The sequence below is a fragment of the Stenotrophomonas rhizophila genome, assembly GCF_020857975.1.
GTDB classification, from domain to species: Bacteria; Pseudomonadota; Gammaproteobacteria; order Xanthomonadales; family Xanthomonadaceae; genus Stenotrophomonas; species Stenotrophomonas rhizophila_C.
The window spans coordinates 228,963-243,155 of sequence record NZ_JACWUO010000001.1; the positions used below are offsets into that span (position 1 = coordinate 228,963).

A 14,193-nucleotide genomic window follows, 5' to 3' on the forward strand; every position below is an offset into this window, starting at 1 on the left:
TGGGCCGCAGCCTGCTCCGGCAGCCGACGCTGGCGCGTGAAGGGACGCCATCGACCTACTCGGCCGTCATGGCCGCCAGGATGCGCGCACGCGAGGTTTCAGCGATGCGGCGACGGCCTTCCAGATCGTAGATGCCAATGGGTTCGAGGAAGTGCACCTCGGCCCGTCGTGCCGGTTCTCCCAGCAGGCGCAGGAAGTTGGCGAAGAAGCTCTCCCCCGGGCCGAACGCCACGATGGTCTGCGCGTCGCCGCGCCAGCCATAGCGCAGCGCCACCGGCTGCACCGGCACCTGGGCTTCGACCGCGGCCTGGAAGATGCGTGCATGGAACGGGCCGACCTCGTGGCCGCCGCGGGTACGGCCTTCGGGGAACACCCCGACCGCCTTGCCCTCGCGCAGCCGCTGCACCATCACCTGCATGACCCCGCCGAGCGACTCGGTGCTGCCACGCTGGTGGAAGATGGTCTGGCCGCGCCCGGCCAGCCAGCCCACCACCGGCCAGCTGGCGATCTCACGCTTGGCCACAAAGCCCATCATGCGCTGGCTGTGCAGCATGTTGATGTCGACCCAGCTGACATGATTGGCAACGAACAGGACCGCGCCCGGCAGCGGCGTGCCGATGCGGTACAGGCGGAAACCGAAGATCCACATCAGGCCGGCCGACCAGGTATTCACCGCGGCGTGTTCGAACAGACGCTTGCCCACGCGCATGCGTCCCCACGGCGGCAGCATGGCGATCAGCAGCATCGGCAGGAACAGCAACAGGTGGACCAGCAGCAGCGGTACGCGGTACAGATAACGGCACACACGCGCCACGCCGCCACGGGAGGCCGGAATGGGGGAAGTCATCCGCGAACGATACCCGAGCGCCGCGGGGTCTGCCAGCGTGAACCGGTCAATCGATGGCACGGGCGGGCCAGCCGCCGCAAGCGGTCAGGCCGATGCACCGCCTGGGCACAATGCCGCCGCCTTCAGTGCGCCGGTGCACTGTGCCGGCCGGTGCAACACAGCATCCATGCAGCGGGGCCGGGCGCGGGCATCACTGCTCGCCGTGTCCGCCCGGGCGCCATTCGCGGCAATGCGATGGCACCAGCTGCAGGTCGGGCAGGCGCGCATGGATGTCGCGCAGATGCGCCAGCGTCTGCCGGTATACCCGCGTGTTGCCGAGCAGGGAGGTGACCAGCGAAGGCGGCGGCACGCCGTCGCGGATCGCCCGGCTCGACCAGACCGCGTCGGCCAGCAGGAACACCGGCCGGCCATCGCTGCCATGGAACAGCAGGCCGTACTGCCCGATGGCGTGACCGGGCAGCGCGACGGCCAGCAGGCTGCCGTCGCCCAGCACGTCGCCACCGCTGCCGAGTGCTTCCATGCCGGCGGGCAAGGCGACCGCCGGCAATTCCTCGATCCAGCACATCCGTGCCTGCGCCGCGCGCGTCAACGCCGGCAACATGCCCATCCGCAACGCCCCCAGCCGGCTGCGGCCGGCCTGGTCGTCCCAGCCCGCGCGCGAGCAGAGCAGCCGGGTATCGGGAAAGTCGACAACCCCGCCGACATGGTCGCCGTGCAGGTGCGACAGGAAGATCAGCGCGATGTCGCTGGGCTGCAGGCCGCGCTGCCGCAGCTGCTGGCGCAGGCTGGCGCCCTCGGGCAGGTGGACCGGGGTGAGCAGCCGGTACAGCCGTTCGGGAAAGCGCGCGGTGGCCGCGAAGAAGGCCTCGGCGTAGCCGGTGTCGAACAGGATCGGGCCGTGCCGGGGGTGGTGGAGCAGGCCGACCAGGGCCGGGAACTGGCACGGCGACAGGCGCCCGCCACGGCGTACCGCGCGCTCGGGATGGGAGCAATGGCCGACTTCCAGCAGTTCCCACTGCAAGGGGATCATGCCGACCGTCCTGCATGCCAGGCATGGGCGAAGCGGGCCAGCGCCGCGTCGATGGAGAGCGCCGGCGCATAGCCCAGGTCGCGCCGGGCGGCACGGATGTCCAGGGTCTGCGAATAGCCCAGCACGCCCACGCCGTAGCGGGTCAGGCGCGGTTCGGGCCGGCCGGGCCTGCAGTGCGCGGCCAGCTCGGCGGCACCGGCCAGGGCGACTGCCAGTGCGCGCGGCACCGGAACCAGGCGGACCTGCATCTGCAACTGCTCGAACAGCGACTGGACCAGCGCGCGCACCTGCACCGGGGTGCCATTGCTGATGTTGTAGGCCCGCCCCCGGCTGGCCGGGCCGGCCTGCAATGCCTGGCCGATGGCGTGCACCGCGCTCTCCACCGGGGTGATGTCGATACGTGCGCGGCCGGCGTGGATCAGCGGGAAACGACCGGACCCGGCAACGGCCAGCAGCCGCGGCAGAATCGCCTGGTCGCCGTCGCCGAACACCGCGCGCGGACGCAGGATCACCGTGTGCAGGCGTCCGCAGTCGGCGCCACGCACCAGCTGTTCGGATTGCCATTTGCTGCGTGCGTAGGCGGTTATCCAGCGCCGCGGCGGCTGGAAGCTTTCGTCCAGGTCGTATTGGTCGGCAAAACGGAAATAGATGCTCGGCGAGCCCAGGTGCACGAAACGCGCGACACCGGTGCGCGCGGCCGCCGCCAGCAGGCGCGCGGTGGCCTCCACATTGGCCAGCGCGAATGCCTCCGCCCTGCCCCACGGGCTGGACAGCGCCGCGCAATGGACTACCGCCGTGCAACCGTCGACCAGCGCATCCAGTGGATCGGTGGCCAGGTCCGCGCGTACGGTCTGCGCGTACCGGCCCAGCGATGCCAGGCGGCCGGCATCGCGGCCGGTGGCGCGCACCGCATAGCCATCGCGGGACAGCTGCATGGCCACGTGCCGGCCGATGAACCCGGACGCGCCGGTGACAAGGACACGGGCCATGTCAGTAGCGCAGCACCATGCCGCCGAAGGACATGCCCGCGCCGGAGCCGATCAGCAGCACGGTGTCGCCACGGGCCAGGCCCTGATGCTGGATGGCATGGTGCAGGGCGGCGGGGATCGAGGCGGCCATCTGGTTGCCATGGTCGTGCAGGATGCCGGACATGCGCGCGGCTGGCAGCGCCAGCGCGCGTTGCAGGTGGGCCAGCGCCTTGCCGCTGGCCTGGTGCGGAATGATGCGGTCGATCGCCGCCAACGGCAGGCCGGCCAGGCCGAGCAGGCGGTCGAGGAAACCGGGCAGGCGCGCCGCGGCCTGCCGATACACCGCCTTGCCGTCCATCTCGAAGCGGGTACCGGCGATGAAGGCATCGGCCCCATCCTCGATGCGCAGGCGGGTACCGCAGGCACGTACCTGGCAGGCCGAGGCGGCCTCGGCATAGGTTTCCATGCGCGCGGCCAGCACGCTGGAACCGCTGTGAGGGTCGGCCGGCTCCACCAGGACCGCGGCCGCGCCATCGCCGAACAGCGGGGCGGTGGCCGGGTCGTCCGGGTTGACCCCGGCGGAGGGAAGCTCGCTGGACACGATCAACACGCACCGATAGCGCCCGCTGGCCAGCAACGTGGAGACCAGGTCCAGCGCCACCACGAAACTCAGGCAGGTGGCGTTGACGTCGAACGCGGGCACACCGCTTGCACCCAGGCCCAGCTCGCGTTGCAGCAGCGCGGCCGAACAGGGAATGGGCTGCTCCATGACGCTGCAGGCCGAGATGATGCAGTCGATGTCGGTCAGGTCGCGGCCTGCGGCGGCCAGGGCCGCCCGCGCCGCGGCCGCCCCCATCGCCGAGGCGTACTCGTCGGCACCGGCAACCGCACGCCAGGCTACGCCGCTGTGCCGCTCGGTCCAGCCTTGCGGCTTGTTCCAGCGCGCATCGAACGCGCTGGAGGGCACCTTCCGGCGCGGGCAGTACTCGCCGGTGCCGACGATGCGAAGCGGTAGGGCGGGTGGAGGAGCAACCTGCATGTCATCGGCTCGCTGGGAACAGGGGTGGAACGCACGCGTGGACAACCATCCGGGGCAGCAGGAATGGGTGCCCGGCCGGTGCGCGGCAAGGCCGATGCCGACGCCGGGCCGGCCTGCGGCGCGACCCCATGCTCAGCCCGGGCGGACGGCCGGCACTACCGCCAGGGTCAGCCGCGAGGTGCAGACCAGGCGGCCGGCGTCGTCTTCGATGCGGATGTCCCAGACGTGGGTGCTGCGGCCGACGTGCACCGCACGCGCGGTGCCGGTGACCTGGCCGCCGCGCGTGGCGCGGATATGGTTGGCGTTGATCTCCAGCCCCACGCAGACCTGCGCGCTGGTATCCACGCACAGATTGCCGGCGCTGCTGCCGAGGGTTTCGGCCAGCACCACCGAAGCGCCGCCGTGCAGGATGCCGTAGGGCTGGCGGGTGCGTTCGTCGACCGGCATGGTGGCGCTGATCCAGTCATCGCCGGCGGCGGTGAACACAATGCCCAGATGCTCGATCAGGGTGTTGCGGCTCATTGCGTTGAGTGCCTCGATCGACACCGCATCGCGGAATACCTGGGACATGCAGCGTCTCCGTCAGCGCAGAAGAATCAAAGAATGGGCACCAGCCCCGCGCCGAAGGCGGTGAGCATCCGCACCAGCAGCCACTTCGGCCCGACGTTGACTTCGGGGAAGTCGCCCACGGCGGTATAGCAGTGGTGGAAGTTCTGGTCCTGCCGGCGCAGCGGCGCCGGGCAGTCCGGACCGGGCTGGAATTCGTAATCGGTGGCGTAGCGCCAGGGCCAGAAATCCAGCACCGGCAGCGCCTCGGAGGCCTTGCCCACGCTGTAATTCAGGCCCGACAGCACCGGCGGCTTGATCCGCGGCGCCACCACCCAGGAATTCTGCGGGTGGATGTCGCGCAGGATGCTCTGGGCCAGGGCCTCGGCGAACACCGGGTCGTCGATGATCACCGCGCCTTCGGTGTTGTAGTTTTCGCTGCGCGGATCGAAGTTGTGGGTACCGATCACGCCGATGCGGCGGTCGACCACCAGCGACTTGGCATGCAGGCCCATGCGCGCGCCGGTGCGGGTGACCGGCAGCGGCTTGTTGACCGCCTTGGTGCCCAGGAACGAAGGCCGGGTTTCGGCACGCAGCAGGCGGCGCTCGACCACGCTGCCGTCGGTCCGGCGGCGCGCGGCCGGGCCCGGGCTGGGCGTGCGCGGGGCGGGGCTGTCGGTGCCGTCGCCATCGCTGCGATTGCTGCCGCTGCCGCTGCCGCGCGCGTTGCTGCCCGCCGCGCTGCCGCCGAGCAGGCTGTTGCGCTTGCCCGGCGAAGGGTCGGCGGTGCCGAGCGGGGCCGGCAGCAGGTTGCGGTAGTCCACCGGTGCATCCAGCGGGAACGGTTTGAACTCGTAGACGTTGAACCCCAGTTCGCGCAGGTTGCGGCGCTTGTACTTGTAGGACAGCGCATACACGACCGGGTTGTCGGTGGCGGCCAGGCTGTTGCTGGACACCACCACGCGCGGCGGCTGCGCGCGCCGGCGCAGGTCGCGGAACAGCTTGCGGGCCGGCTTGGACAGCACCAGGTACGGGGTCTGCAGCAGCACTTCGGTCTGCGCGCCGCTGATCAGCCCGTCCAGCTGCGGTTCGGTGACGTGCTGGCCGTTGGCCGGGCGGTTGGCGCGTTCGCGGCGGTGCTTGCGCGGCAGGTCGGCCACGTAGCGCACCGAGGCCACCGACAGCGCGGTGTCGACGAAGGTGCGTTCGATGTAGGCCGTGTCATCGGCTTCGGCGCTGACCCGCTCGACCCGCTCCGGGCGCCGGTAGGCGGCCGCCGGCATCGCCGGTGCGCCCTGCCTGAGCAGGGTCCGGCCGACATCGTTGAGGCGTTCGGCCGGCACGCTGCGCGGGGCATTCCAGAACGCATCGAAATTGACGGCCATTTCGCGCACTTCCGGGCCGGCGATCAGCACGTCGCGGTCGCGGAAGTTGTATTCGCTGTCCCAGTCGTAATAGTCGTCCTGGTAGTTGCGCCCGCCGACCACGCCCAGCGCGTCGTCGACCACCAGCAGCTTGTTGTGCATGCGCTGGTTGAGGCGGCGGAAGCAGCACAGCACGCTGGCGGCGTAGTCGTAGTAGTTCAGCCGCGCCTTGCCGAAGGTGGGGTTGTACACGCGCAGCTCGAAGTTCTGGTGGCTGCTGGCCAGTGCACCGAGGATTTCCAGGTCGGAGATCGCCGAGAGCTGGTCGATCAGCAGGCGTACCTTGACCCCGCGCCGCGCCGCGGCCAGCAGTTCGTCCAGGATCAGCCGGGCGCTGTCGTCCTTGTCGAAGATGTAGGTCTGCAGGTCGATGCTGCGGGTGGCGCTGCGGATCAGGTTCAGCCGCGCGACCAGCGCCACCTCGCCTTCGTCGATGATGGTGGCGTAGTGGCGCGGGCTGGCCTCGGTGGATTCGCTGAAGGCCCTGCCGCCCAGCGCGCGCAGCGGCGAGTCCAGCGCGCAGCGGTCGGCCCGGGTGCATTCGACCACGCTCGAGCGCGCCTGCACGGCAATGCCGGCCGCGCGTTCGCGCTGCGCACTGGACAGCGAAGCACAGCCGGTGCCCAGCAACAGGATTGCCAGCACGACCACCCGCAGCAATGGATTCACGGTTTCGGCGCCTCGTTCAGACGCGCACGCAGGACAAAGGTCACTCGATCACTCAAGGCAAGCTGCCAGCTATCCATCCCATACCGGCCACGCTGCACGGTACCGCGGCTGACAACGTCGCAATCATACCCGGCCCGTGGGCATTGCGCCGGTTCCACCCGCAACGTTTCCGGGTGGCTGACCCCGCGCAGGATCAACCGGCCCTGGACCCCGCCGCCGTGGTCGACCAGGTTCGGCCAGTACGGGATGGAGTCGAACTCGACCACCGGGTAGCGGTCCGCGTCGAAGAACTCCTCCCCGCGCATCCAGCCGGTATAGCGTTCCTTGCCGGGAATCTCGACATAGCGGGTGAACATCCGCAGGTGCACCTGGTGGCGGCCGTCGGGCAGCACCTCGATATGCCCCTCGAACCGCGGGAACACCCCCTCGATGCGCTGCCCGAGCCGGGTGCGGATCTCGAAACCGAAGCGCGAACGCGCGGTATCGAACTCCAGCACCTGGCGCGGCGGGGCGGCCGGCGGTTCAGCGCAGGCCGCTTCGGCCGCCAGTGCCAGCAGGCAACCCAGCAGCGCGCGCACTACTGCCACAGGCTACGGCCACCAGAAGGCGGTCAGGGTGGCCACACCGGGCTCGATGCTGGCTTCGCGGTCGAAGGCCAGCACCGCGATACCGGCCGGCGGCATGCCGCGGTAATCGCTGCTGGTGCCTTCGCTCATCAACGCCACCAGCTGCTCCAGGCCCGGGTTGTGCCCGACCACCAGCAAACGGTCGACGTCGCTGCGCGCCTCGATCAGGCCCATCAAGGTGCCCGGCGTAGCGTCGTAGGCAGCATCTTCGAGCCGCTTTTCGACAAAGCCGGTGATGCCCAGCACCGCTTCCAGGGTTTCCCGGGTACGCCGCGCCGGCGAGCACAGCACGCAGTCGGGCAGCAGGTTGTTTTCCTTCAGCCAGCGGCCGGCCGCTTCGGCCTCGGCCAGCCCCACCGGTGAAAGCGGGCGGTCCAGGTCGGCCTGGCCGGTACTGGCCGGTTCGGCGTGGGCATGGCGCAGCAGTATCAGTTCTCGCATCGGGACTCCTTCAAGCTCAGGCTTTCTTCAGCCACTTCAACAGTGGCTCCCAGTCACTCTGGTGCTCGCGCACCTGCGCGGAGCGGTAATCGAACAGGCTGCGTCCCAGCCCCACCATCACCACGTAGCTCTGGCTGTCGCGCAGCTGCGCGACCACCTCGTAAGGCCAGTCTGCCAACATCTGGATGGCCTGCTGGGAGGTCTGGGTCCAGGGCTTGGTGCGGTTGAGCACCAGCCCGACCGGCAGCGCCCGGCGGTGCACGCGGGGCACCTTGGACAGGCTGTTGAGGAAGCCGACGATGGCCTCGATATCCAGCGCCGAGGGCAGCACCGGCACCACCACGGCATCGGCAATGTCCAGAAAGTGGCCCAGATCGTCGGCCAATGCGCCGGCCGGGGCGTCGATGATGACGTCATCGGTGCCGTCCGGGATCAACCGCTCCCAGGCCTTCTTGCGATACACATCGACGGGCAGCACGGCGCTTTCCAGCACCGCACGGCGCTGCGCCCAGCGGGTGCTGGAGCCCTGCGGGTCGGCGTCGGCCAGTACCGTCCGCCTGCCTGCCAGGGCGGCATGGGCCGCCAGATGGGTAGCCACGGTGGTCTTGCCCACCCCACCCTTGGAACCGGCCACCAGGATCGTCTTCATGCCAGCCTCGCTTCCGGGGAACGTCGTCGCAGCCTACACCGGCATCGGTGACGGAGATAGTCGCCGTGCTGAACCACCTGCGGCAGCGGCGCTTTGCTATCGTGCGCGATCCAATGGACTGCAAGCCGGCATGAGCGAGTTACAGGACCTGAGCGCGCTGATCCGCGCCAACACCCCGCTGATCGTGATCGAGACCCAGGACGAGGGCCGCATCGTCGACCTGTTCCGGCAGACGCTGATGCACGTGTGGCGCGCGCTGCACCGCTGGTCGATCACCGAAGGCCTGCGCCGGATCGACATGGACCGCGAGGACGACCCGGTCGGCCCGCCCGACGCCAGCGCGGCCCTGCAGATGATCCGCCAGGCCGAACAGCGCGGGATCTACCTGCTGCTCGATTTCCACCCCTACCTGGGCTATGCCAGCCACCAGCGCGCGCTGCGCGACCTGATCCAGCGCCGCCATTGCCAGGCCCACGTACTGGTGCTGATCGGGGCCAAGGTGGAACTGCCGGCCGAACTGGAAGCCCTGGCCACCCGTTTCAACCCGCGCCTGCCCGACCCCAATGCGCTGCTGAAGATGCTGCGCGAGGAAGCGGAGGCCTATGCCCGCGAGAACGGCGGGCGCCGGGTCGAGGTGGACAACGAGGCGGTGCAGAAGATCCTGCACAACCTGCGCGGGCTGAGCATGGTCGATGCGCGGCGGATCGCCCGCCAGCTGATCTTCGCCGACGGCGCGCTCAGCCAGGACGACCTGCCGCAGCTGGCCCGGCTCAAGTTCGAGCTGCTCAACCGCGCCGGCCACCTGCACTACGAATACGACACCACCCGCTTTGCCGACGTGGCCGGCGCCAACCGGCTCAAGCGCTGGGTCAACCAGCGCCGGCCGGTGTTCCTGGGCGGCCAGGGCCCGGCCGGGCTGGACCCGCCCAAGGGCATGCTGCTGCTGGGCGTGCAGGGCTGCGGCAAGTCGATGCTGGCCAAGGCCACCGCGGCCGGCTTCGGGGTGCCGCTGCTGCGCCTGGATTTCGGCAGCCTGTACGACAAGTACCACGGCGAGACCGAGAAGAACCTGCGCGAGGCGCTGGCCTCGGCCGAGCAGCTGGCGCCGTGCGTGCTGTGGATCGACGAGATCGAGAAGGGCCTGGCCAGTGGCGGTGAGGACGGCGGGGTGTCGCGGCGGGTGCTGGGCCACCTGCTGACCTGGCTGGCCGAACGCAAGAGCACGGTGTTCATCGTCGCCACCGCCAACCAGGTGCACGAGTTGCCGGCCGAACTGCTGCGCAAGGGCCGTTTCGACGAGATCTTCTTCGTCGACCTGCCCGACGCCAACACCCGGGTGGAACTGCTGCGCCTGCACCTGGGCCGGCGCCAGCTCAACGCCGACGATTTCGCCCTGCCGGCACTGGCGGCGGCCAGCGACGGGTTCTCCGGCGCGGAAATCGAACAGGCGGTGGTGGCCGGGCTGTATGCCGCGCACGCCGAGCAGCGCAGCCTGGATACCGACCTGCTGATGCAGGAGATCCGCAGCAGCCGGCCGTTGTCGGTATTGATGGCCGAACAGGTCAACGCGCTGCGCGAATGGGCGCGCGGGCGCACGGTGTCGGCCGACGAATAGGGGCTGCGCGCCGCCAGAACCTCGACAGCTGCCGCAAGCTGTCGACCCGCCGCCATCGGCACGCCATCGCGGCAGCGCAGTCTGTTCATGCCCTTCCCCGCAAAGGAACATCATGACCTTCCTGCTGCTGCGCCCCCTGCTGGCGTTGGCTCTGTTGCCCGTCTCCACCAACCCGGCGCACGCCGATCAAGATCTTGCCGCCCCTGCCCATCCTGCCGCCGACCGCAAGGCGCTGCTGATCGGTGTCGACGGCATGCAGTACGAGCGCCTGCTGGATGCCATCGAGGCCGGCATGGCGCCCAACATCGGCAGCCTGCCGGTACTGGCCAAGAGCTATGTCGGCGGCATCAATGAGACCCAGACCGCCGTCACCAGCGGCAGCGGACCGGGATGGACCACGATGCTCACTGGCACCTGGGCCGATCGCCATCGCGTGCCATTCAACGATGACCTCAGCCGCAGCCTGGCTGACAGCGTGTTCAAGCAGATCAAGCTGGCAGCGCCAAGCCGCCGGACCGTCAGCATTGTCAGTTGGGACACCATCAACAACAATTTCGCCAACGACGTCGCCGATGGCTACCTCGACCTTGCCTACAAGTGCAGCAATAGCGATGCATGCGTGGTCAATCGGGTCATCGACGAGATCGAAACCGGCAATCCGGACTTCGTGTTCGCCCATACCAACGACCCCGATACCACCGGCCACGGCCACGGCATCGCCTCGCAGCAATACCTCAACAAGATCCAGCAGGTGGACCGCCAGGTGGGGCAGATCCTGGCTGCGCTGGAGCGGCGTCAGCTGCAGCATCCCAACGAAGACTGGCTGGTGATCGTCGCCACCGACCACGGCTTCAAGCTCGACCAGCCGACCTACCACGGTTGCAGAACGATCAGCGAAAAGACCACCTTCATCGCGATGAACAAGCCGGCCAATGCCGAATTGACCCACCCGATTCCCTACAGTGGGACAGCCCTGGCGGGCTGGCCGGAACCGGAATGGTGCGGCATGCATGACCCGATCGCCCTGCAGAACCTGTACGGGCATGCCAGCCAGGCCGACATCACCCCCACCATCCTGCGCCATATGGGCGTTGCGGTGGACATCAGCGGGCACCAGATGGCGGGCATTCCGCTGATCGGCACGCTCGGCGCGCGCCAGCTGTCCTACGTACTGGACCCGGCCGACGGCAGCGTGACCTTGGACTGGCGCCTGACCGGGCCGGATGCGGCCGCGCAGTTGGTGCGCGTGTTCCGCAACGGCGTGCCGATCGCCGCGCTGACCGGTGCCGAACACTACATCGATCGCAACCCGCCAGCCGGCACGGACAACCTGGACTATACGGTGGTGACCCGCAACACCGCCGCCTCGGTGCTGGCCCTGCGTGACGGCAGCGGCCTGCCATGAGCCCGCGCCACCCGGGCCGCGTGCTGCCTGGGCAGCCGGGGTCGGCTGTCTAGCCCGGTCCGCCATCGCGCAACCTGCCGCCAGCATGCTGGACCCTGCCACCTCCCGGCACCTGCGTGTCGCTGCAGCCCGTCCACCACCGTCCAGAGGGATCGCCATGCTCCGCCCGTCCGCCTCAACGAAATTCCCGCGCCACCCCATCCCGCCCGCCGGCCTGCGTACACTGCTGGCACTGACCCTGCTCGGCGCCGCGTTGGGCGCGCACGCGGCCGATTACAGCCACCGCAAAGCCCTGCTGATCGGCGTCGACGGCATGCAGTACGAACGCCTGCTGGAAGCCATCGACGAGGGCACCGCGCCCAACATCGCCGGCCTGCAGCTGGGCAAGAGCTACGTTGGCGGCGTCATCGGCAGTCAGACCCAGGCGCCTACCAACAGCGGGCCCGGCTGGGCCACGCTGCTGACCGGCGCCTGGGTCGACCGTCATGGCGTGCAGAACAACGGCAGCAGCTGGCGCAGCCTGGCCGACAGCGTCTTCAAGCAGATCAAGCGCAGCGACCCGATGCGACGCACCGCCAGCATCGTCAGCTGGGGCACCATCAACGACAACTTTGCCAACGACATCAGCGACGGCTATGTCGACCTGGCGTTGAAGTGCCACGACGTCGACCAGTGCGTCGCCGATGCTGCCAGCCAGGAGCTGGAACACGCCGACCCGGACTTCGTATTTGCCCATTTCGACGAGCCCGACCTGGCCGGCCACAGCCACGGCTTCACCGTGCCCTACCAGGACGCGATCCAGGGCGTGGACGCTCAGGTCGGCCAGGTGCTGGCCGCGCTGAAACGGCGCCAGCAACAGCATCCAAGCGAAGACTGGCTGGTGATCGTCGCCCCCGACCATGGCCGGGTGATGCCCGGCGGTTACGGGCATGGCAACCAGACGGTGTCGGAGAAGACCACCTTCATCGCGATCAACAAACCGGCCAACGCCCAGCTGACCACGCCGGTGGTGCGCTCCAGTACCGATCCGCTGGACAACCTGTACGGCCACGCCAGCCAGGCCGACATCACCCCGACCATTCTCAAGCACCTGGGCGTGCCGCTGGACATGACCGGGCACCGCATGGACGGCTTGCCGCTGATCGGTCAGGTCGGCGCGCGGCAGCTGGCGTATTCGATCGACCCGACCGGTGCCGCGGTCACCTTGAACTGGCGGCTGACCGGGGCCAATGCCGACAGCCAGCTGCTGCGGGTCTTCCGCAACGGCGAGCCGGTGGCGGTACTGATCGGCGCGCAGCGCTTCACCGACAGCACGCTACCGGCTGGCACCGGCGACCTCAACTACACCGTGGTGACCCAGCAGGTTGCAACCTCGCTGCTGGTCGAACGCGGCCAGGCCGACTGAGCTGCCGCGTGGCGGCGCCGGCATCGACCCAGACGGCGCGATGCCGGCTCATTGCGTTCACGGCCAGGCCGGCGGCTGCGCCGCCCAGGCCTGCTGCACCGCCACCAGGGTGGCCCGTTCGCTGTCGCGCCAGCCCGGCAGCAGCTGGGCATGGCGGCTGCTGTCGTTCCACAGGCCCGGTTCGGTACGCACCGCCGCGGCATACCAGCGCACGGCTTCGTCCTTGCGGCCCAGCGTCCACAACGCCAACGCGTAGGTCGGTGGCGCCCATGACGGGTTGCCGCGCATGCCGCCCACGGCCGCGTTCCATTGCGCCAGCGCGGCCTCGGCCTGGCCCAGCCGGAACAGGTCCCAGCCGTAGTTCCAGCGCACGGTGCGGCCCGGCACGGTGGTTGCCGGCGCCGTTGCCAATGCTTCCTGGTACAGCGTGCGGCCCAGTTCCGGCCGGCCCTGCGCCATCGCCACGCCGGCCAGCTGCACGGTCGCCTCCAGCGCCTTGCGGCCGCGCTCGCGCTGCTTCATCAGCTGGTCGACCAGGCCGCTATCGCTGCCCTGGATCAGCACCATCGGTGCGGCGGCGGCATCCTTGTCGAAGTAGAACTCCTGCAGCGCCGGCAGCGATTGCGCCGCCGCCCCGAACGCCGTCAATGCCATCGCCAGTCCTGCGGCCAGCATCACGCCGGCCCGCTTGTGTCTTGCCACTGCCATGCAAACTCCCCCAGGTTGTCACAACAACCTCCCACCACGATCCTAACCGCTGGGTGCGGCCTGGCGCGAGTGCCGGCGGGTGTGGGCGTAGCCGGGGGCGTAGTGGAGCCGGCCAGCGGCAAGCTGCTGGTGCTGCCCGAGCGGGATGCCGAGCCGGCCAGCGGCCGGCACTACCGGCGCTGGTACCGCCACAGCCGCAGCCGGTTGTTGGCCGGCATCGCCACGTCGTCGACCAGCCGCAGGCCCTGCGCGGCGGCCAGGGCATCCACCGCTTCGGCATCGCGGATGCCGGCGGCGGGGTCGCGCGCCTTCAGCCACGCATCGAACTGCCGGTTGCTGTCGCTGCTGAACTCCCCGGCGTAGTTGAACGGCCCGTAGATGCACAGCAGCGCGTTGTCGGCCATCACCGCCGGCAGCCCAGCGAACAGGGCCTGTACGTGCGCCCAGCTCATGATGTGCAGGGTATTGGCGCTGAACACCGCATCGAACCCCAGCGGCGCCTGCGGCAACGGGCCCAGCCCCGGCACCGGCGACAGCACCGCCTGCAACGGCCAGGGCGCCGGCGCATTGGGCAGGGCCGCCGCGGCCAGGCGTTCGGCGATGCCGGGCAGATGGTCGGGATGGTCGCTGGCCTGCCAGTGCAGCTGCGGCAGCTCGGCGGCGAAATACGCGGCGTGCTGGCCGGTGCCGCTGCCGATCTCCAGCACCCGCCGGCGCTGGCCCAGGTGCTGGCGCAGCACCGCCAGGATCGGCGCGCGGTTGCGTTCACAGGCTTCGGACCACCGCTGCTGGCTCATGGATGCTCAAGATGAATTCGACAA

Annotated in this window: 14 protein-coding genes; 3 read left to right on the forward strand and 11 right to left on the reverse strand. The window is 69.5% G+C overall.

Annotation, left to right across the window (positions count from 1 at the left end; translation table 11 throughout):
- Positions 1 to 55: 55 nt before the first annotated feature.
- From IC535_RS01040 to IC535_RS01080, 9 genes are all read right to left on the reverse strand, one after another.
- Positions 56 to 847 carry a lysophospholipid acyltransferase family protein gene (locus IC535_RS01040; protein WP_228884709.1) on the reverse strand — a complete coding sequence of 264 codons (792 nt, stop codon included), beginning with the start codon at positions 845 to 847 and terminating at the stop codon, positions 56 to 58.
- A gap of 190 nt (positions 848 to 1,037) precedes the next feature.
- Positions 1,038 to 1,877: an MBL fold metallo-hydrolase gene (locus tag IC535_RS01045; RefSeq protein ID WP_228884710.1), complete on the reverse strand. Its 840-nt coding sequence runs from the start codon at positions 1,875 to 1,877 to the stop codon at positions 1,038 to 1,040.
- Positions 1,874 to 2,866, reverse strand: a complete 993-nt coding sequence (locus IC535_RS01050; protein WP_228884711.1) for an NAD-dependent epimerase/dehydratase family protein — start codon at positions 2,864 to 2,866, stop codon at positions 1,874 to 1,876. The genes IC535_RS01045 and IC535_RS01050 overlap by 4 nt, the downstream gene beginning before the upstream one ends.
- Position 2,867: 1 nt before the next feature.
- Positions 2,868 to 3,884 carry a 3-oxoacyl-[acyl-carrier-protein] synthase III C-terminal domain-containing protein gene (locus tag IC535_RS01055; protein WP_228884712.1) on the reverse strand — a complete coding sequence of 339 codons (1,017 nt, stop codon included), beginning with the start codon at positions 3,882 to 3,884 and terminating at the stop codon, positions 2,868 to 2,870.
- Between the two features lie 132 nt (positions 3,885 to 4,016).
- Positions 4,017 to 4,454 carry a hotdog fold thioesterase gene (locus IC535_RS01060; RefSeq protein ID WP_228884713.1) on the reverse strand — a complete coding sequence of 146 codons (438 nt, stop codon included), beginning with the start codon at positions 4,452 to 4,454 and terminating at the stop codon, positions 4,017 to 4,019.
- Between the two features lie 26 nt (positions 4,455 to 4,480).
- The gene (locus IC535_RS01065; protein WP_228884714.1) at positions 4,481 to 6,523 is read right to left on the reverse strand and encodes a phospholipase D family protein; all 2,043 of its coding nucleotides are present in this window, start codon (positions 6,521 to 6,523) and stop codon (positions 4,481 to 4,483) included.
- Entirely contained in the window at positions 6,520 to 7,101 is a 582-nt protein-coding gene (locus tag IC535_RS01070) for a YceI family protein (protein WP_429000323.1), read from the reverse strand. The genes IC535_RS01065 and IC535_RS01070 overlap by 4 nt, the downstream gene beginning before the upstream one ends.
- A gap of 12 nt (positions 7,102 to 7,113) precedes the next feature.
- The gene (locus IC535_RS01075) at positions 7,114 to 7,590 is read right to left on the reverse strand and encodes a SixA phosphatase family protein (RefSeq protein ID WP_228884715.1); all 477 of its coding nucleotides are present in this window, start codon (positions 7,588 to 7,590) and stop codon (positions 7,114 to 7,116) included.
- A gap of 16 nt (positions 7,591 to 7,606) precedes the next feature.
- Positions 7,607 to 8,239, reverse strand: a complete 633-nt coding sequence (locus IC535_RS01080) for a ParA family protein (protein ID WP_228884716.1) — start codon at positions 8,237 to 8,239, stop codon at positions 7,607 to 7,609.
- 130 nt (positions 8,240 to 8,369) lie between these two features.
- Here IC535_RS01080 and IC535_RS01085 point away from each other — a divergent pair, with 130 nt between their 5' ends.
- The 3 genes from IC535_RS01085 (at position 8,370) to IC535_RS01095 (ending at position 12,664) form a co-directional block, all read left to right on the forward strand.
- Positions 8,370 to 9,854 (forward strand): AAA family ATPase, encoded by a 1,485-nt coding sequence (locus tag IC535_RS01085; RefSeq protein WP_228884717.1) that lies wholly within the window; start codon positions 8,370 to 8,372, stop codon positions 9,852 to 9,854.
- Between the two features lie 112 nt (positions 9,855 to 9,966).
- A complete protein-coding gene (locus tag IC535_RS01090) occupies positions 9,967 to 11,259 on the forward strand; it encodes an alkaline phosphatase family protein (protein WP_228884718.1) in 1,293 nt (430 codons plus the stop codon).
- A 157-nt stretch (positions 11,260 to 11,416) separates the two neighbouring features.
- Positions 11,417 to 12,664, forward strand: a complete 1,248-nt coding sequence (locus IC535_RS01095) for an alkaline phosphatase family protein (protein ID WP_228884719.1) — start codon at positions 11,417 to 11,419, stop codon at positions 12,662 to 12,664.
- A gap of 57 nt (positions 12,665 to 12,721) precedes the next feature.
- Here IC535_RS01095 and IC535_RS01100 read toward each other — a convergent pair whose 3' ends face one another.
- Positions 12,722 to 13,372 (reverse strand): tetratricopeptide repeat protein, encoded by a 651-nt coding sequence (locus IC535_RS01100; protein ID WP_228884720.1) that lies wholly within the window; start codon positions 13,370 to 13,372, stop codon positions 12,722 to 12,724.
- Positions 13,373 to 13,542: 170 nt separating this feature from the next.
- Entirely contained in the window at positions 13,543 to 14,169 is a 627-nt protein-coding gene (locus IC535_RS01105) for a DUF938 domain-containing protein (protein WP_228884721.1), read from the reverse strand.
- Between the last annotated feature and the right edge of the window lie 24 nt (positions 14,170 to 14,193).

What these genes read in the sequence shown, in the direction of transcription:
- IC535_RS01040 (WP_228884709.1), bottom strand. Translation starts at nt 847, where the DNA reads ATGACTTCCCCCATTCCGGCCTCCCGTGGCGGCGTGGCGCGTGTGTGC.
- IC535_RS01045 (WP_228884710.1), bottom strand. Translation starts at nt 1,877, where the DNA reads ATGATCCCCTTGCAGTGGGAACTGCTGGAAGTCGGCCATTGCTCCCAT.
- IC535_RS01050 (WP_228884711.1), bottom strand. Translation starts at nt 2,866, where the DNA reads ATGGCCCGTGTCCTTGTCACCGGCGCGTCCGGGTTCATCGGCCGGCAC.
- IC535_RS01055 (WP_228884712.1), bottom strand. Translation starts at nt 3,884, where the DNA reads ATGCAGGTTGCTCCTCCACCCGCCCTACCGCTTCGCATCGTCGGCACC.
- IC535_RS01060 (WP_228884713.1), bottom strand. Translation starts at nt 4,454, where the DNA reads ATGTCCCAGGTATTCCGCGATGCGGTGTCGATCGAGGCACTCAACGCA.
- IC535_RS01075 (WP_228884715.1), bottom strand. Translation starts at nt 7,590, where the DNA reads ATGCGAGAACTGATACTGCTGCGCCATGCCCACGCCGAACCGGCCAGT.
- IC535_RS01080 (WP_228884716.1), bottom strand. Translation starts at nt 8,239, where the DNA reads ATGAAGACGATCCTGGTGGCCGGTTCCAAGGGTGGGGTGGGCAAGACC.
- IC535_RS01085 (WP_228884717.1), top strand. Translation starts at nt 8,370, where the DNA reads ATGAGCGAGTTACAGGACCTGAGCGCGCTGATCCGCGCCAACACCCCG.
- IC535_RS01090 (WP_228884718.1), top strand. Translation starts at nt 9,967, where the DNA reads ATGACCTTCCTGCTGCTGCGCCCCCTGCTGGCGTTGGCTCTGTTGCCC.
- IC535_RS01095 (WP_228884719.1), top strand. Translation starts at nt 11,417, where the DNA reads ATGCTCCGCCCGTCCGCCTCAACGAAATTCCCGCGCCACCCCATCCCG.
- IC535_RS01100 (WP_228884720.1), bottom strand. Translation starts at nt 13,372, where the DNA reads ATGGCAGTGGCAAGACACAAGCGGGCCGGCGTGATGCTGGCCGCAGGA.
- IC535_RS01105 (WP_228884721.1), bottom strand. Translation starts at nt 14,169, where the DNA reads ATGAGCCAGCAGCGGTGGTCCGAAGCCTGTGAACGCAACCGCGCGCCG.